Raw genomic sequence first — 14,156 nt, forward strand, 5'->3', positions numbered from 1 at the left:
CGCGGCGTGGGCGGCCGCCGCGTGGAAGTTTCACGACATCGGAACCGCCCTTGATCCAGCTCAGGCCAGCGCCCGCCCGATCAGGATCTTCTGCACCTCGCTCGTGCCCTCGTAGATCTGGCACACGCGCACGTCGCGGTAGATGCGCTCGACGGGGAAGTCGCTGAGGTAGCCGTAGCCGCCGTGGATCTGGATGGCGTCGGAGCAGACGCGCTCGGCCATCTCGCTGGCGAACAGCTTGGCCATGGCCGCTTCCTTCAGGCAGGGCCGGCCGGCGTCCTTCAGGCTGGCGGCATGCCAGATCAGCTGGCGCGCGGCCTCGATCTGCGTCGCCATGTCGGCCAGCTTGAACTGCACCGCCTGGTGCTGAAAGATGGGCTGGCCGAAGGTGACGCGGTCCTGGCTGTAGCGCAGCGCCGCCTCGAAGGCCGCGCGGGCCATGCCCACCGCTTGCGACGCGATGCCGATGCGCCCGCCCTCCAGGCCCGACAGCGCGATCTTCAGGCCCTGGCCCTCGTCGCCCAGCCGGTTGGCGGCGGGCACGCGGCAGTTCTCGAACAGGATCTGCGCCGTGTCGCTGCTGTGCTGGCCCATCTTCTCCTCGATGCGCGCCACCGTGTAGCCGGGTGTGGCGGTGGGCACGAGGAAGGCGCTGATGCCCTTCTTGCCGGCGGCCTTGTCGGTGACGGCCATGACGATGGCCACGTCGCCGTGCTTGCCGCTGGTGATGAACTGCTTGACGCCGTTGAGCACGTAGGCGTCGCCCTGTTCGTCAGTGACTCGCGTGGCGGTGGTCTTCAGGCCGCCGGCCTCGGAGCCGACGTGCGGCTCGGTCAGGCAGAACGCGCCCAGCATGTCGCCGCGCGCCAGCGGCTTGAGGAAGCGCTCTTTCTGGTCGGCATTGCCGAAGCTCATCAGGATGGAGCAGACCGGGCAGTTGTTGACGCTGACGACCGTGCTGGTGCCACCGTCGCCGGCGGCGATTTCTTCCAGGATGACGGCCAGCGCCAGGTAGTCCAGCCCGGCGCCGTCCCACTCGGTGGGCACGGCCACGCCGTAGCAGCCCAGCGCGGCGAGGCCCTTCAGCTGCTCGACGGGGAAATGGTGTTGCTTGTCCCAGGCCGCGGCATGGGGGGCGATCTCGGCCAGCACGTAGGCGCGGATGGCGTCCTGCACGGCGAGGTGGTCTTCGGAGAGAAGCATGGGTGTTGCTTTCCGTGTTGCGGGGGTGCGGTATTGTCCGGCGCCGCCCTGGCTGGTCTGAACGGAAGGTCCATGACGCAATCCCTGACGCTTCGCTCGCTGACACTGCTGCTCGCGCTCGCCGGCCCGGCGGCGCATGCCCTGAGCCCGGCGCTGCCGCCACAGCCACGCCTCCTCGTGCCCGACGCCGGCCAGCCGCTGACGCTGCAGCGCGTGGACGTGCAGGCGCTGCTGGCCGGCTCGCAGGCGCAGACGCGCATCGAGCTGGTCGTGCGCAACCCCAACCCGCGGCAGCTGGAGGCCACGCTGGAGTTCCCGCTGGCCGACGGCCAGAGCGTCACCGGCTTCGCATTGGACGTGCGCGGCGAAATGGTGGGCGCCGTGCCGGTGCCCAAGGACAAGGGCCGCCAGGTGTTCGACGACATCTCGCGCCGCCGCGTCGACCCGGCGCTGCTGGAGCGCACCGCCGGCAACAACTTCAAGCTGCGCATCTACCCCGTGCCGGCCGGCGGCGAGCGCCGCGTGCAGCTGCAGATTGCCGAGACGCTGCAGCCCGGCGCGCAGGGCCGCGTGCAGTACCGGCTGCCGCTGGACTTCGGCCAGCCGGTGGCGCAGTTCGACGCCCGGCTGGACCTGCGCGGCGCCACCCGCCCGCAGCCCGCCGGCGCGCTGGCCGGTGCCGAGACCTTCACGCGCGGCGACGAGGCCTCGCTGCGCGTGCAGCGCCGCGACTGGCGGCCCCGCGAGCCGCTGGCGCTGAGCTGGGCAGCGACGGACGGCGAGCCGGTCGTCGTGCAGACGCACGACGACCGTGCCTATGCCTACGCCGAGATCGCCGCGGCCGACACGCGGGCCACGCCGCGGCTGCCGCGCGAGCTGCAGATCGCGTGGGACGCCTCCGGCTCCGGCGCCAGCCGCGACCACGCCCGCGAGTTCGCGCTACTGGACGCCCTCTTCGCCGCGGCGCGCGACGTGCGCGTGCGGCTGGTCGTCGCCCGCGACGTGGCCGAGCCCGCGCAGGCCTTCGACGTGCGCGGTGGCGACTGGGCCGCGCTGCGCCGCACGCTGGAAAAGCTGGCCTACGACGGCGCCAGCAGCCCGGCCGCCTGGGCCGCCGGCCTGGCGGACGCGCGCAGCGGCGGCCAGAGCTTGAGCCTGCTGTTCAGCGACGGCCTGGCCAACTGGCCGGGCGACGGCGCCACGCCTCCGGCAGGGCCGGTGTTCGCCATCAACGCCGCGCAGCGCGCCGACCTGGCGCGGCTGCGCCGGCTGGCCGAGGCCGGCGGCGGCCGGCTCGTCGACCTGAACGCGCTGGACACCACCGCGGCGCTGGCCGCGCTGACGCGGCCCGGGCTGCGCCTCGCGGACCTCAGCGCCGTGGGTGCCGACGAGCTGGTGGCCCAGTCCATCCACCCCGAGAACGGCCGCCTCGTCATCGCCGCGCGGCTGACGGCACCCGAGGCCCGCGTCACGCTGACGCTTGTGGACGCCCAGGGCCGGCGCAGCCAGCGCCAGCTGCTGCTGAAAGCCCCCTCACCGGCCACAGCCGCGGCCGACGACGCCACGCTGCCGCTGGCCGCCCGCCGCTGGGCCGAGCTGCGCGTGGCCGAGCTGGAGGCCGACCGCCAGCGCCACCGCGCACAGATCCGCCGGTTGGGCGAGCAGTTCCGGCTGCTCAGCGCCGAGACCTCGCTGATCGTGCTGGACGAACTGGCCGACTACGTGCGCTACGAGATCGTGCCGCCCACCGCCGCGATGCGCGCGGCCTACCAGCAGCAGCTGGCCCAGCTCGGCACGCGCCGCCAGGCCGGCCGCGACCAGCAGCTGGAGTCGCTGGTGCGCCGCTTCGCCGACCGCGAGGCCTGGTGGGCGCGCGACTTCCCCAAGACAGCTCCTGCACCCAAGCCGCCCACGCCTGCGGTGGCCGCCGTGGCCGAGGCCCGCGTCGCCGCACCGCCACCCACGCGGCCGGTCAGCATCGTGCCCCCGGCAGCCGTGGCAGCGCCCCCGGCGGTTGACGCCAGGCCGGCCCCGCCGCCCCCGGCGCCGGCCATCGCCGCCGCGTTCGCCCCGCCGCCGATGCTGGAGTCGGTGGCCGTGACCAGCTCGCGCGCCAGCCGCAACGACACCGCCCCCGGTGCGGGCACCGCCAGCATCGCGCTGCGCGCCTGGGAGCCCGACGCGCCCTACGTGCGCCGCCTGCGCGAGGCCGGTGACGCCGACCGCTACGCCGTCTACCTGGACGAGCGCCCCGGCTATGTCGCCAGCACCGCCTTCTTCATCGACGCGGCCGAGATCTTCTTCGCCAAGGGCCAGCGCGAGCTGGCCGTGCGCGTGCTGTCCAACCTGGCCGAGATGGAGCTGGAGAACCGCCACATCCTGCGCATCCTGGCCTACCGGCTGCTGCAGGCCGAGCTGCCGGCGCTGGCCGTGCCGCTGCTGGAGCGGGTGCGCGAGCTGGCGCCCGACGAGCCGCAGTCGCACCGCGACCTCGCGCTGGCGCTCGCGCCCACGCAGCCGCAGCGTGCCGTGGATCTGCTGTGGGACGTGGCCAGCGGCCGCTGGGACGGCCGCTTCGCCGACATCGACCTGATCGCGCTGGCCGAGCTGAACGCGCTGGCGGCCCGCACGCCGGGGCTGGACCTGTCGCGCGTGGACCCGCGGCTGCGCCACAACCTGCCGCTGGACCTGCGCGCCGTGCTGAGCTGGGACGCCGACAACACCGACATCGACCTGTGGGTGACCGACCCCGACGGCGAGAAGGCCTTCTACGGCCACCGGCTGACGCGCCAGGGCGGTGCCATGACGCGCGACTTCACCGGCGGCTACGGCCCCGAGGAGTTCTCGCTGCGCCAGGCCAAGCCGGGCCGCTACGAGGTGCGCGCGCAGTTCTTCGGCCACCGCCAGCAGCTGGTGTCGCCCTACACCACGCTGATGCTGTGGCTGGCCACCGGCTTCGGCACCGACGCGCAGAAGGACCAGCGCGTCGTGCTGCGCCTGTCGGGCCGCGGCGAGCAGGTGCTGGTGGGCACGTTCGACGTGGCGCCGCCGGCGGACGGCACGGCGAAGTAGCGCCGCCACATCGCCGGGTTCCCCGGGGAGCCGCCGCTGGGCATACTCGGCCGTGGTGAGCCCCCCCTCCGCCTCCGCCCCGCCCCCCGTGCTGCCGCACGGCGCGCGGCGCGTGGCGTGGCTGCTGATGGGCATGGCCGTGCTGCTGGGGGCCCTGGCGCTGCTGGCGGTGGCGGCGCTGTCGGCCGCGCGGGCCTATGTGGCGGGCGAGAGCCAGTGGTCGCGCGCGCAGAAGAGCGCCACGCTGGCGCTGGTGCAGTACCTGCAGACGGGCGACGAGGCGCAGTACCAGCGCTTCGAGCGCGAGCTCGCCGTGCCGCTGGCCGACCGGCGCGCCCGCGAGGCGATGGACCGTGGCAGCGCGCACGACGCCGAGGCGCTGCAAGGCTTCATCGACGGCCGCAACCATGCCGACGACGTGACCGGCATGGTGTGGCTGTACCGCTGCTGCCGCGCGCTGCCCCACATGGCCGATTCGGTCGCCATCTGGCGCGAGGCGGATGCGCTCATCGCCGAGCTGGCCGCGCTGGCGCGGCAGGCCCGCGCACTGCCCGCCGCAGAACGCGCGGCGCTGCAGGCCCCCGTGCTCGCGCTGGACGCGCGCCTCACGCCGCTGGAGCAGCGCTTCTCGGACAGCCTGGGCGTGGCGTCACGCATCACGGCGGTCGCGCTGGTGGCGGCGCTGGTCGTCAGCGCGCTGCTGTTCGGCCTGGCCGCCGCGCGGCTGGTGATGCGCCGCGCCCGCGAGGACCTGGCCACCCACCAGGCGGTGCGGCGCAGCGAGGCGCTGTTCCGATCCGTCTGGGAAACCAGCATCGACGGCGCCGTCATCATCGACGCCGGCAGCACCATCCGCTTCGCGAACCCGGCGCTGCACGCGCTGCTGGGGCATGCGCCGGGCAGCCTCACCGGGCAGCCGCTGGCCGTCATGCAGCCCGAGGCGCTGCAGAACCCGCACGCGACCGGCCTGGCCCGCCACGTGGCCACGGGCAAGAAGCGGCAGGACTGGCGCGGCGTGCAGACGCTGGCCCGCCATGCCGATGGCCGCGAGCTGTCGGTGGAGATCCGCTTCTCGCGCTTCGAGCTCGATGGCGAGACGCTGTTCGTCGGCTTCGTGCACGACCTCACCGAGCGCCGCGCCGCCGAGCGCGTGGCCGCCGAGCACCGCCGGCTGCAGGAGGTGGACCGCGCCCGGTCCGAGTTCCTGGCGCGCATGAGCCACGAGCTGCGCACGCCGCTGAACGCCATCCTGGGCTTCACCGACCTGCTGCGCAGCGGCCACAGCGGCGCGGTCAGCCCCGAGCAGGTGCGCCAGCTGGGCTTCGTGTCCAGCGCGGGCCGCCACCTGCTGGCGCTCATCAACGACCTGCTGGACCTGTCCAAGATCGAGTCCGGCCGCATGGACCTGAGCGTGCAGCCGCTGGACCTGGCGGCACTTGCCGCCGAGGTGGCGGGGCAGTTGCGCCCGCTGGCCGACGCACGCGGGCTGGTGCTGAAGCTGTCCATGCCGGCGCCGCTGCCCTGGCTGGGCGACCGCCGCAAGCTGGTGCAGGTGTTGATGAACCTGATCGGCAACGCCATCAAGTTCTCCGCGGACGGCGAGGTCGAGATCAGCGGCCGGCTGGACGGCACCAGCCTCGTGCTGGCCGTGCGCGACCACGGCCCCGGCGTGCCCGAGGCGCACCGGGCGCTGCTGTTCCAGCCGTTCCGGCAGCTGGAAGGCGGCATCGCCCGCGCGCAGGAAGGCACGGGCCTGGGCCTGTACCTCAGCGCCCAGCTGCTGGGCCTGATGAACGGCAGCGTGCACCACGAGGCGCCCGAGGACGGCGGCTCGCGCTTCGTCGTCGAGCTGGAACCGCTGTGACGGCGCGGCTCAGGCCTGCCCGGTCTTGACCAGCAGCGTGCCGCGCCCGATGACGCAGGGGTGGGCGTGGCGCACCGTCGCGCGGCCGTCGGCATGGAACAGCCAGCCGCCCAGCGAGGTGTTCCATTCCACGCTGGACACGCGCCAGTGCAGCACCAGCTCCTGCTCGGCGAACACCGGCGCCTTGAACGCGAAGTTGAAGTTCAGGCACAGCAGCTCGCGAGCCCGGCCGTCGTCGCTGCGCGAGAAATGGCTGGCGACGAGGCCGATCAGCTGCGCCGTCGTCTGCTGGCCGCTGGCGATGATCTCGCCGTGGCGGGCGCGCTGCGCGGCCTGCACGTCGTGGTGCAGCGGGTTGGTGTCGCCGGTGAGGCGGGCGAAGGTGGCGATGTCTTCCCGCGAGAAGCGCACGATGCGCTCGCAGGTTTCACCCACGCTGACCAGCGGGGTGGATTCGACGTCGGCGGCAAGGGTGTCCATTGAAATCTCCAAGGGGGCGCCCTGCAGTGGGGCGGGGGCAGCGGCGCGACCGGCCGGCCCGCACCGGGGCCAAGCAATCGCAGTGCCAAGACCGTGACGTTAGCGCATGCCGCATGACGGCCGCGCCGCCGCCCTTCACCAGGGCAGGCGTTGGCCGTCGTGATTGAAGAAGCCGCCGGAGTCCGCCGGCGTCAGGCCGGCCAGCAGCGCGCGCATGCCGGCCACGCTGGTAGCAGCCTCCAGGTCGGCGCCGTCACCGCCCATGTCGGTGCGCACCCAGCCCGGGTGCAGGCTGACGACGGTGGCCCGGCCGGCCAGCGCGTGGGCAGCGTCCTTCATGACCGAGTTGACCGCCGCCTTGGACGCCCGGTACAGCCAGGCCACGTTGCTGCTGCGCTGCGCGATGGAGCCCATCAGCGACGACAGCACCGCCACGCGGGCGCCCGGCGCCAGCGCCTCGGCCACCTGCGGCAGCAGCCGCATGGGGCCCAGCACGTTGGTGCGCATGACGAGGTCGAAGTCCGCCTCGGTGGGCGCTTGCAGCCCTTCGGTGCGCGGGCCGAACACGCCGGCGTTGATGACCACCTGGTCGAAGCGCTCGCCGTCGACCAGCCAGGCCAGGCCCGACACGCTGGCGGCCTGCGCCACGTCCAGCTTCAGCGCGCGGGCGCCCAGCTGCTGCAGCCGGGCCAGGCCCGCGTCGTCGCGTGCGGTGGCCGTCACGCGGGCGCCGTCGGCGCGGTACTGGCGCACGAACTCCAGGCCCAGGCCGCGGGAGGCGCCGATGATGAGGACGTTCATGGCTTGGTCACCGCCAGCTTGGCGGCCAGCAACGTGAAGAGGCCGGCGCCGCCCAGGTTCAGCGTGCGCCCCAGCCAGGGCCGCGGCGCAGTGCGGCGCAGCGGCGCGACGGCCGCCACCAGCACCAGCATGAACAGCAGCCCCTGCACGATGAACCAGCCGCCGAGGAACAGGAAGGCCAGCGTCTTGTCCGGCGCATCGGCGTCGATGAACTGCGGCAGCAGCGCGAGGAAGAACAGCGCCACCTTGGGGTTCAGCGCGTTCGTGAAGAAGCCCTGCCGCACCGTGCGCCACAGCGACTGCGGCGCGGCCACTTGCGCCGCGGCCGCGGGCCGCAGCCCGGCCTTCGCCATGCCCCAGGCGACGTAGAGCAGGTAGGCCGCGCCGACGTACTTGACGACGGCGAACGCCTCGGCCGACGTGGCCAGCAGCGCGGCGAGGCCGAAGGCCGCGGCCAGCGTGTGCACCACGCAGCCGGCCATGATGCCCACCGCCGCGGCGACGCCCTGGCGCCAGCCGCCGCGCAGCGTGCTGGCGATGGCCAGCGCCATGTCGACACCGGGCGTCGCGTTCAGCACGAGCACGGTGGCGGAGAACAGGGCAAGGTCGTGGGTACCCAGCATGGCGATCTCTACTTTCCGACGTTGATGAGCGGCTGCGCGCCACCGCCCAGCAGCACGGTGTTGCCGGCCTTGTTGGCGATAGCCAGCGCCGCGTCGCGCTGCAGCTCGGCGAGCTTGATCTCCTTGAGCGCCGGCGTCAGCGACGCGCTGAGGATCTGGTTGGCACGCGCCTGGCCCTCGGCCTCGACGACGAGGCGCTCCGCCTCCGCCTTGGCCAGCTCGACCTCCTTGCGCTTGCGCTCGATGGCCTGGTCGGTCTCGGCGCGCTGGCGGATGGCGGCCTCGATGGCCGGGTCGGTCAGCAGGTTGCGCACGTTGACGGCCGTCACGACGAACGCGCCCTTGTCGGTCGCGTCCAGCTCGGCCTGCAGCCCGGCGCGCACGCGCTCGGACAGCTCGGCGCGCTTGGTGTGCATGGTCGTCGCGTCCATCTCGGCGATGGCCTTGTAGACCGCCTCGCGGGCCTCGCGCGACACGCGGCTGTAGGCGATGACGAGGTCCTTGCTGCCGTCACGCACGACGTCGGCATGGCGCACGACGTCGCCCTGGTACTTGGTGAACAGCGTCGGGATGGCCGCCGGCATGACCTTGAAGTAGACGTCGATGTCGACGTCCTTCATCGTCAGGTTGTCGCGGCTCTTGGGCGTCATGTCGGCCAGCTGGAAGCTGATCTCCTTGGCCGTGAACTCGTCCACCGACTTGAACAGCGTCAGGTAGATGCCGGGCGGCAGCGCCTCGGTGCTGACCTTGCCCAGCGTGCGCTCCACGCCGACGTTGCCGGTGTCGATCTGGGTGCAGCCGGCAAGCAGTGCGGCGAGGGTCAGCAGCAGGGGTTTGAGGGTCATAGCAGCTTCAGGGCGGTGGAGTGATAGGCGACCACCAGCGCGGCCAGCAGCACCGCAAGGATGGCCGCCAGGCGCACGCCGTGGCGCGCCCAGCGGTGCAGGCTGCGGCGGCCGCCCAGCTGCCACAGGCCGTAGGCCGCCAGCGCGGCGACGAAGAGGAGGATCAGGTGTCGCACGGGGCGGAGTATCTAGCGAGGTGCGGGCGCACGTCCGAGCGCGGCCTCGAGTTGCGGGATCAGCAGTTCCTCCTGCTCGCGCGGGTCTCGCGACCCGGGCACCAGCCTCGACACCGGCCATTCGTAGCAGTTCCGCAATTCGATCGCGCCGAGCGCGGGAAAGTCGAAGTCCGGCCGCGGCAGCCCCTCGGAGCAGCTGCCTTCGCGCTGCACGTGGCACGCAACGTGTTGGTAGTGCTGCTGATCCAGCCGCCTCGTCACCAGCCGGATGCGCTCGCCGTCCGACAACGGATGCGCGAACACCAGCAGGCGCTGGCCGGGCTCGGCGCTGGTGGGCAGCACCAGCCGCACCTGCCCGGCCAGCTCACCGCGGAAGCACCGCTCGACCATCACGCGGCCGATGGTGAACGCCAGCCGGTCCGGCGGCGCGTCTTCGACGTCCACCACCCAGCCGAGCAAGATGGCCGAGGCGTCCGCCAGCAACTCCTGCGGCCAGGGCGGCCGTGCAAAGCAGACCAGCGACCGGGCCTCGACGGCAACGCCGGCCAGCGCCAGTCCCGCGAGGAATCGGCGCCGGCCGCGCGTCATCGGGTCAGAGCATCTCGACGGCCAGCGCCGTCGCTTCGCCGCCGCCGATGCACAGCGCCGCCAGGCCCTTCTTGAGGCCGCGGGCCTTCAGCGCGCCCAGCAGCGTGACGACGATGCGCGCGCCGCTGGCGCCGATGGGGTGGCCCAGCGCCACCGCGCCGCCGTTCACGTTGACGATGTCGTGCGGCAGCTTGAACTCGGCCATCGCGGCCATCGTGACGGCGGCGAAGGCTTCGTTGACTTCCCACAGGTCCACGTCGCCGGCCTGCCAGCCGGCCTTGGCCAGCGCCTTCTGGATGGCGCCGACCGGGGCGGTCGTGAACCAGTCCGGTGCCTGCGCGTGCACCGCGTGGCTGACGATGCGGGCGATGGGCTTGAGGCCGCGTGCCTGCGCGGTGCTCTCGCGCATCAGCACCAGCGCGGCGGCGCCGTCGGAGATGCTGGACGACGTGGCGGCCGTGATTGCGCCGTCCTTCTTGAACGCGGGCTTCAGCGTGGGGATCTTGTCGAGCTTGGCCTTGAAGGGCTGCTCGTCGAACTTGACGACGGTGTCGCCCTTGGGCGAGCTGAGCGTGACGGGCGCCATCTCCCAGTCGAACGCGCCGCTCTCGTTGGCAGCCTTTGCGCGCTGCGTGGACGCGATCGCGTACTGGTCCATCGCCTCGCGGCTGAAGCTGTACTTGCTGACGCACTGTTCGGCGAACACGCCCATGGCCTTGCCGCGCTCGTAGGCGTCCTCCAGGCCGTCCAGCGCCATGTGGTCGTAGACAGCGGACGCGCCGTACTTGATGCCCTTGCGCGCGAACATCAGGTGCGGCGCGTTGGTCATGCTCTCCATGCCGCCGGCCACCATGACCTCGGCGGAGCCGGCCTTGAGCATGTCGTGGGCCAGCATCATCGTGCGCATGCCGGAGCCGCACATCTTGCTCAGCGTGACGGCGCCGGCGGAGTCGGGCAGGCCCGCCTTGCGCACGGCCTGGCGGGCGGGCGCCTGGCCCTGGCCAGCCATCAGGCAGCAGCCCATCAGCACCTCGTCGACGGCGTCGCCCGGCACGCCGGCGCGCTCCACCGCGGCCTTGATGGCCACGGCACCCAGTTCCCAGCCGGCGAGGCCGGCGAAATCACCCAGCAGGCCGCCGATGGGGGTGCGGGCGGCGGACACGATGACGATGGCATCGGACATTTCTAGTCTCCGTTGATGAACGAAACCGCCATTGTGGCGCGCGGCTTCAGCGGATTACGGCGCCGGGCGCGATGCCGCACTCCGCCGGGCGGACATCCGGCTGCTGCCGGCGCACGGCGCGGCAGAACTCGTTCCAGAAGCTGCGCGCCCAGCCCGGGTGGCGCCGCACGAAGTCCGGCGAGGCGGGCATGAAGTAGGCCAGCCGCGCCACCGGCGGCGTCCACTCGACGAGGCCCGCGCGCTGCCCGGGCGTCAGCGACTCGCGCGTCGTCAGCAGCAGGTCGAAGCGCTGCGCCTGCAGCATGCCCAGCTCACCGTCCGCGCCGGCCACAGGCTCCAGCGCCCAGCCGCGCTCACGGGCGACCATCTCCTGCACCGAACCGGCGATGACGCCCACGCGCCAACGCGGCGCCAGGCGCTGGCCGTCCCAGCCCGGCTCGGGCCGCGTGCCGGCCGGGCCGAACAGCGCCAGGTGGCCGAACACCGGCGCCCAGGCCACGTCGGGCCGGCCGCCGGCGTCCAGCGGAAAGCGCAGGGCCTGCTGCCGCTCGGGCGTCACGCCGTACAGCAGCGCGAAGTCGACGTCGCCGCGGGCCAGCGACGCGCTGAGCCGGCGGCTGGGCAGCCGCACCAGCGCCGCCTCGCAGCCCAGCCGCGCGAGCGCCTCGCGCACGGTCGTGACTTCCCAGCCCGGCGGGTCGGCGAAGCGCGCGCCCTGGCCCAGCAGGCCGGGCGGCGCCGCGGTGTCGTTGAAGCCGATGCGCAGCGGCTGCGGGCAGTCGGGCGCGGCCATCGCGCCGACCCAGCCGCACAGCAGACCCGCCATGAGATGGCGCGACAACTTTGCGGGCCGAGCGCCGGGCCGCTCCCAAGCTGGCCCGTCGGGCGATGTGCGAGCGGGGCACGCCCCGCGAGCATCGCCGTCCCCTCGGGGGACCGACCGGACACGTCCGCGTTCAGCGGGGCGGGTCTGGGCGAGGGGCGTCCTCACGCCACCCACAGCCGGTAGGCCCAGAAGGCCTCCTCCGTCTGCATGCGGCGGCGCAGGTCCTCGGGGCTGAAGCCGGTGAGGCGGCGCGTCTCGCGGCACAGGTGGGACTGGTCGGCGTAGTCGGTCTCGGCGGCGATGTCGGCCCAGTTGAAGCCGGGCTGGCCGTCGGCCGCGGCCACCGCATAGAAGGCCCGCTCGGCGCGCGACACGGCGCGCAGCTCGCGCAGCGGCAGGCCGGCCCAGGCCTTGATGCGCCGCTCCAGCTGGCGCAGGCTGCGGCCGGCGGCGCTGGTGGCCGCGCGCACGGCCAGCGCCTCGCTCCAGGCGGCGTAGCGGTGGCCCGGCTGCTGCGCGCCCAGCGCCTGCCAGCGCGGCACGAGGAAGGCTTCCAGCAGCTGCAGCCGCGCGGCATCGTCCGGCGCGGCGGACATGGCGTCCAGCCACTCGCGCCAGTCGGCCGGCAGCAGCCCGCGCGGGTCGACGATGCGGTTCACGTGGCGGTCCAGCGCGATGCCCGTCAGCGCCATGAACGCGTCGGGCAGCATCAGCAGCTTGAAGGCCCACATCTCGCCGGGGTTGCGCGTGTGCGAGGGCAGCGTGAACGGGCCGCCGAACAGTACCGGCGCGTCCGCGTAGTCCGGCGTCGGCGCCGAGAAGCCCGGCGTGGGCAGCCAGTCGCTGCGGCCTTGGGCCCACCAGAACAGGCTGACCAGCGGCGTCGCGGGGAAGTAGTTCTCGCGCTGCGCACCGTCCAGTGCGCGGCCACGCGTGTCGCGCAGCATGACGGCCCGCACGCAGCCCGCGAGCGACAGCGGGGGGAGCCAGAGCCGGGTGCCGACGTCGTCCATGCGGCCAGTGTCGCATTCGTTCAAGACCCCGCCGGGGCGGCCGGCGCACGATGCGACCATGACTTCACTGACCTGGAACGACCTGCCCCGCCACCCCAGCCGCTGGTGGGGCTTTCCCGTGCTGATGGCCATGCGGCGCGACTACCTGGCCGTCATCGCGCGGCAGCAGGCGCTGGGCGACCTGGCCGCGCAGGACATCCTCGGCGAGCGCGGCGTGGACGTGTTCGACCCCGAGCTGCTGCGCGCCATCATGGTCGACCACGCCGACGCGCTGGTGCGCTGGGAGCGCGGCCCCGAAGTGTTCTCCGACCTGATGGGGCAGTCCGTGCTCGTCACCGAGGGCGCCACCTGGCAGCGCCAGCGCCGCATGCTGATGCCGGCCTTCACCCCGAAGCGCGTGGCCGGCTACGCGGCGCTGATGACCGAGGCCGCCACCGCGGGGCTGGACGCGGTGCACCCGGGCGACGTGGGCATGGACGCGCTGTTCAGCCACCTGACGATGGACGTCATCTCGCGCACGCTGTTCAGCACGCCCATCGGCAGCGACACGGCCGCCGCGGCCCACGCGGTGCAGGTGCTCAGCGAGACGGCGCTGCAGGAGATGTTCTGGCCCGTCACGCTGCCCGACTGGCTGCCGCTGCCCGGCAAGGCCGCCAAGCGCCGCGCCAGCCGACTGCTGCACGGGCTGCTGGGCGGCCACATCGCCGCGCGCCGCGCCAGCGGCGAGGCCGGCGACAGCGGCCAGACCGACCTGCTGGGCCGGCTGATGGCGCTGCGGGACGACGAGACCGGCCAGGCGCTGTCGCCCCGCGAGGTGTACGACCAGTGCATGGTGAGCTTCCAGGCCGGCCACGAGACCAGCGCGACGGCGCTGGTGTGGTGGAGCTGGCTGATGGCCGCCCACCCCGACGCGCAGGCCCGCGCCCGCGACGAGGTGGACGCGCTGCTGGCCGGCCGCGCGCCCACGGCGGACGACGCCGGCGCGCTGCCCTTCCTGTCGGCCACGCTGAAGGAGGCGATGCGGCTGTACCCGCCGGTGGCCGCGATGATGACGCGGCGGCTGACGCGCGCCATCACCGTGGGCGGCGTGACGCTGCCGGCCCGCACGCTGGTGCGCGTGACGCCGTGGCTGCTGCACCGCGACCCGCGCTGGTGGCCCGACGCGCCGCTGGCGTTCAAGCCGGAGCGATTCCTCGCCGGAGCCCCGCACGAGATCCCGCGCGGCGCCTACATCCCCTTCGGCCTGGGGCCGCGCGTGTGCCTGGGCCAGCACTTCGCCGTGCTGGAAATGACGCTGATCGCGGCGCTGGTGCTGCAGCGCTTCACGCTGACACCGCTGGGCACCGAGCCCCCGAAGCCGCGCATGGGCGTCACGCTGCGCCCCGAAGGCGGGCTGACGCTGCGACTAGCTGTGACGTTCCGATAGGTTGTTCATCCGTCCCTGATTTGGGAAGCTGGGGTTGTCGAGACCTCCCGCAACCC

The 14,156-nt window shown here is 73.4% G+C and carries 13 protein-coding genes; 3 read left to right on the plus strand and 10 right to left on the minus strand.

From position 1 onward, the window contains the following. Positions 1-60: 60 nt before the first annotated feature. On the minus strand, positions 61-1,203 hold the full coding sequence (locus tag AC1Q7O_RS16065; RefSeq protein ID WP_492662560.1) for an acyl-CoA dehydrogenase family protein: 1,143 nt from the start codon (positions 1,201-1,203) through the stop codon (positions 61-63). A 72-nt stretch (positions 1,204-1,275) separates the two neighbouring features. Here AC1Q7O_RS16065 and AC1Q7O_RS16070 point away from each other — a divergent pair, with 72 nt between their 5' ends. Next, positions 1,276-4,275 carry a DUF2135 domain-containing protein gene (locus tag AC1Q7O_RS16070; protein WP_492662559.1) on the plus strand — a complete coding sequence of 1,000 codons (3,000 nt, stop codon included), beginning with the start codon at positions 1,276-1,278 and terminating at the stop codon, positions 4,273-4,275. A 55-nt stretch (positions 4,276-4,330) separates the two neighbouring features. After that, complete coding sequence (locus AC1Q7O_RS16075; protein WP_492662558.1) at positions 4,331-6,139, plus strand: PAS domain-containing sensor histidine kinase; 1,809 nt, start codon at positions 4,331-4,333, stop codon at positions 6,137-6,139. 9 nt (positions 6,140-6,148) lie between these two features. Here the strand turns inward: AC1Q7O_RS16075 and AC1Q7O_RS16080 are convergent, their stop codons facing one another. The 9 genes from AC1Q7O_RS16080 to AC1Q7O_RS16120 form a co-directional block, all read right to left on the minus strand. Further along, positions 6,149-6,619, minus strand: a complete 471-nt coding sequence (locus tag AC1Q7O_RS16080; protein ID WP_492662557.1) for a MaoC family dehydratase — start codon at positions 6,617-6,619, stop codon at positions 6,149-6,151. Between the two features lie 135 nt (positions 6,620-6,754). Next, positions 6,755-7,420, minus strand: coding sequence for an SDR family oxidoreductase (locus tag AC1Q7O_RS16085; RefSeq protein ID WP_492662556.1), 666 nt, complete (start codon positions 7,418-7,420; stop codon positions 6,755-6,757). Then, complete coding sequence (locus AC1Q7O_RS16090; RefSeq protein WP_492662555.1) at positions 7,417-8,043, minus strand: LysE family translocator; 627 nt, start codon at positions 8,041-8,043, stop codon at positions 7,417-7,419. The genes AC1Q7O_RS16085 and AC1Q7O_RS16090 overlap by 4 nt, the downstream gene beginning before the upstream one ends. An 8-nt stretch (positions 8,044-8,051) precedes the next feature. After that, positions 8,052-8,888: an SPFH domain-containing protein gene (locus AC1Q7O_RS16095; protein ID WP_492662554.1), complete on the minus strand. Its 837-nt coding sequence runs from the start codon at positions 8,886-8,888 to the stop codon at positions 8,052-8,054. Beyond that, positions 8,885-9,064, minus strand: a complete 180-nt coding sequence (locus tag AC1Q7O_RS16100) for a hypothetical protein (protein ID WP_492662553.1) — start codon at positions 9,062-9,064, stop codon at positions 8,885-8,887. The genes AC1Q7O_RS16095 and AC1Q7O_RS16100 overlap by 4 nt, the downstream gene beginning before the upstream one ends. 12 nt (positions 9,065-9,076) lie before the next feature. Next, positions 9,077-9,652, minus strand: coding sequence for a hypothetical protein (locus AC1Q7O_RS16105; protein ID WP_492662552.1), 576 nt, complete (start codon positions 9,650-9,652; stop codon positions 9,077-9,079). Positions 9,653-9,656: 4 nt separating this feature from the next. Further along, the gene (locus AC1Q7O_RS16110) at positions 9,657-10,835 is read right to left on the minus strand and encodes an acetyl-CoA C-acyltransferase (protein WP_492662551.1); all 1,179 of its coding nucleotides are present in this window, start codon (positions 10,833-10,835) and stop codon (positions 9,657-9,659) included. A gap of 46 nt (positions 10,836-10,881) precedes the next feature. Then, positions 10,882-11,661: a substrate-binding periplasmic protein gene (locus AC1Q7O_RS16115; RefSeq protein WP_492662550.1), complete on the minus strand. Its 780-nt coding sequence runs from the start codon at positions 11,659-11,661 to the stop codon at positions 10,882-10,884. A gap of 161 nt (positions 11,662-11,822) precedes the next feature. Further along, positions 11,823-12,674 carry an AraC family transcriptional regulator gene (locus tag AC1Q7O_RS16120; protein ID WP_492662549.1) on the minus strand — a complete coding sequence of 284 codons (852 nt, stop codon included), beginning with the start codon at positions 12,672-12,674 and terminating at the stop codon, positions 11,823-11,825. Positions 12,675-12,732: 58 nt separating this feature from the next. On the opposite strand from AC1Q7O_RS16120, the gene AC1Q7O_RS16125 reads away from it, so the two are divergent. Then, on the plus strand, positions 12,733-14,100 hold the full coding sequence (locus AC1Q7O_RS16125) for a cytochrome P450 (protein WP_492662548.1): 1,368 nt from the start codon (positions 12,733-12,735) through the stop codon (positions 14,098-14,100). The last annotated feature ends 56 nt before the right edge of the window (positions 14,101-14,156 follow it).

The sequence above is a fragment of the Roseateles sp. GW823-FHT07B05 genome, from assembly GCF_058794515.1.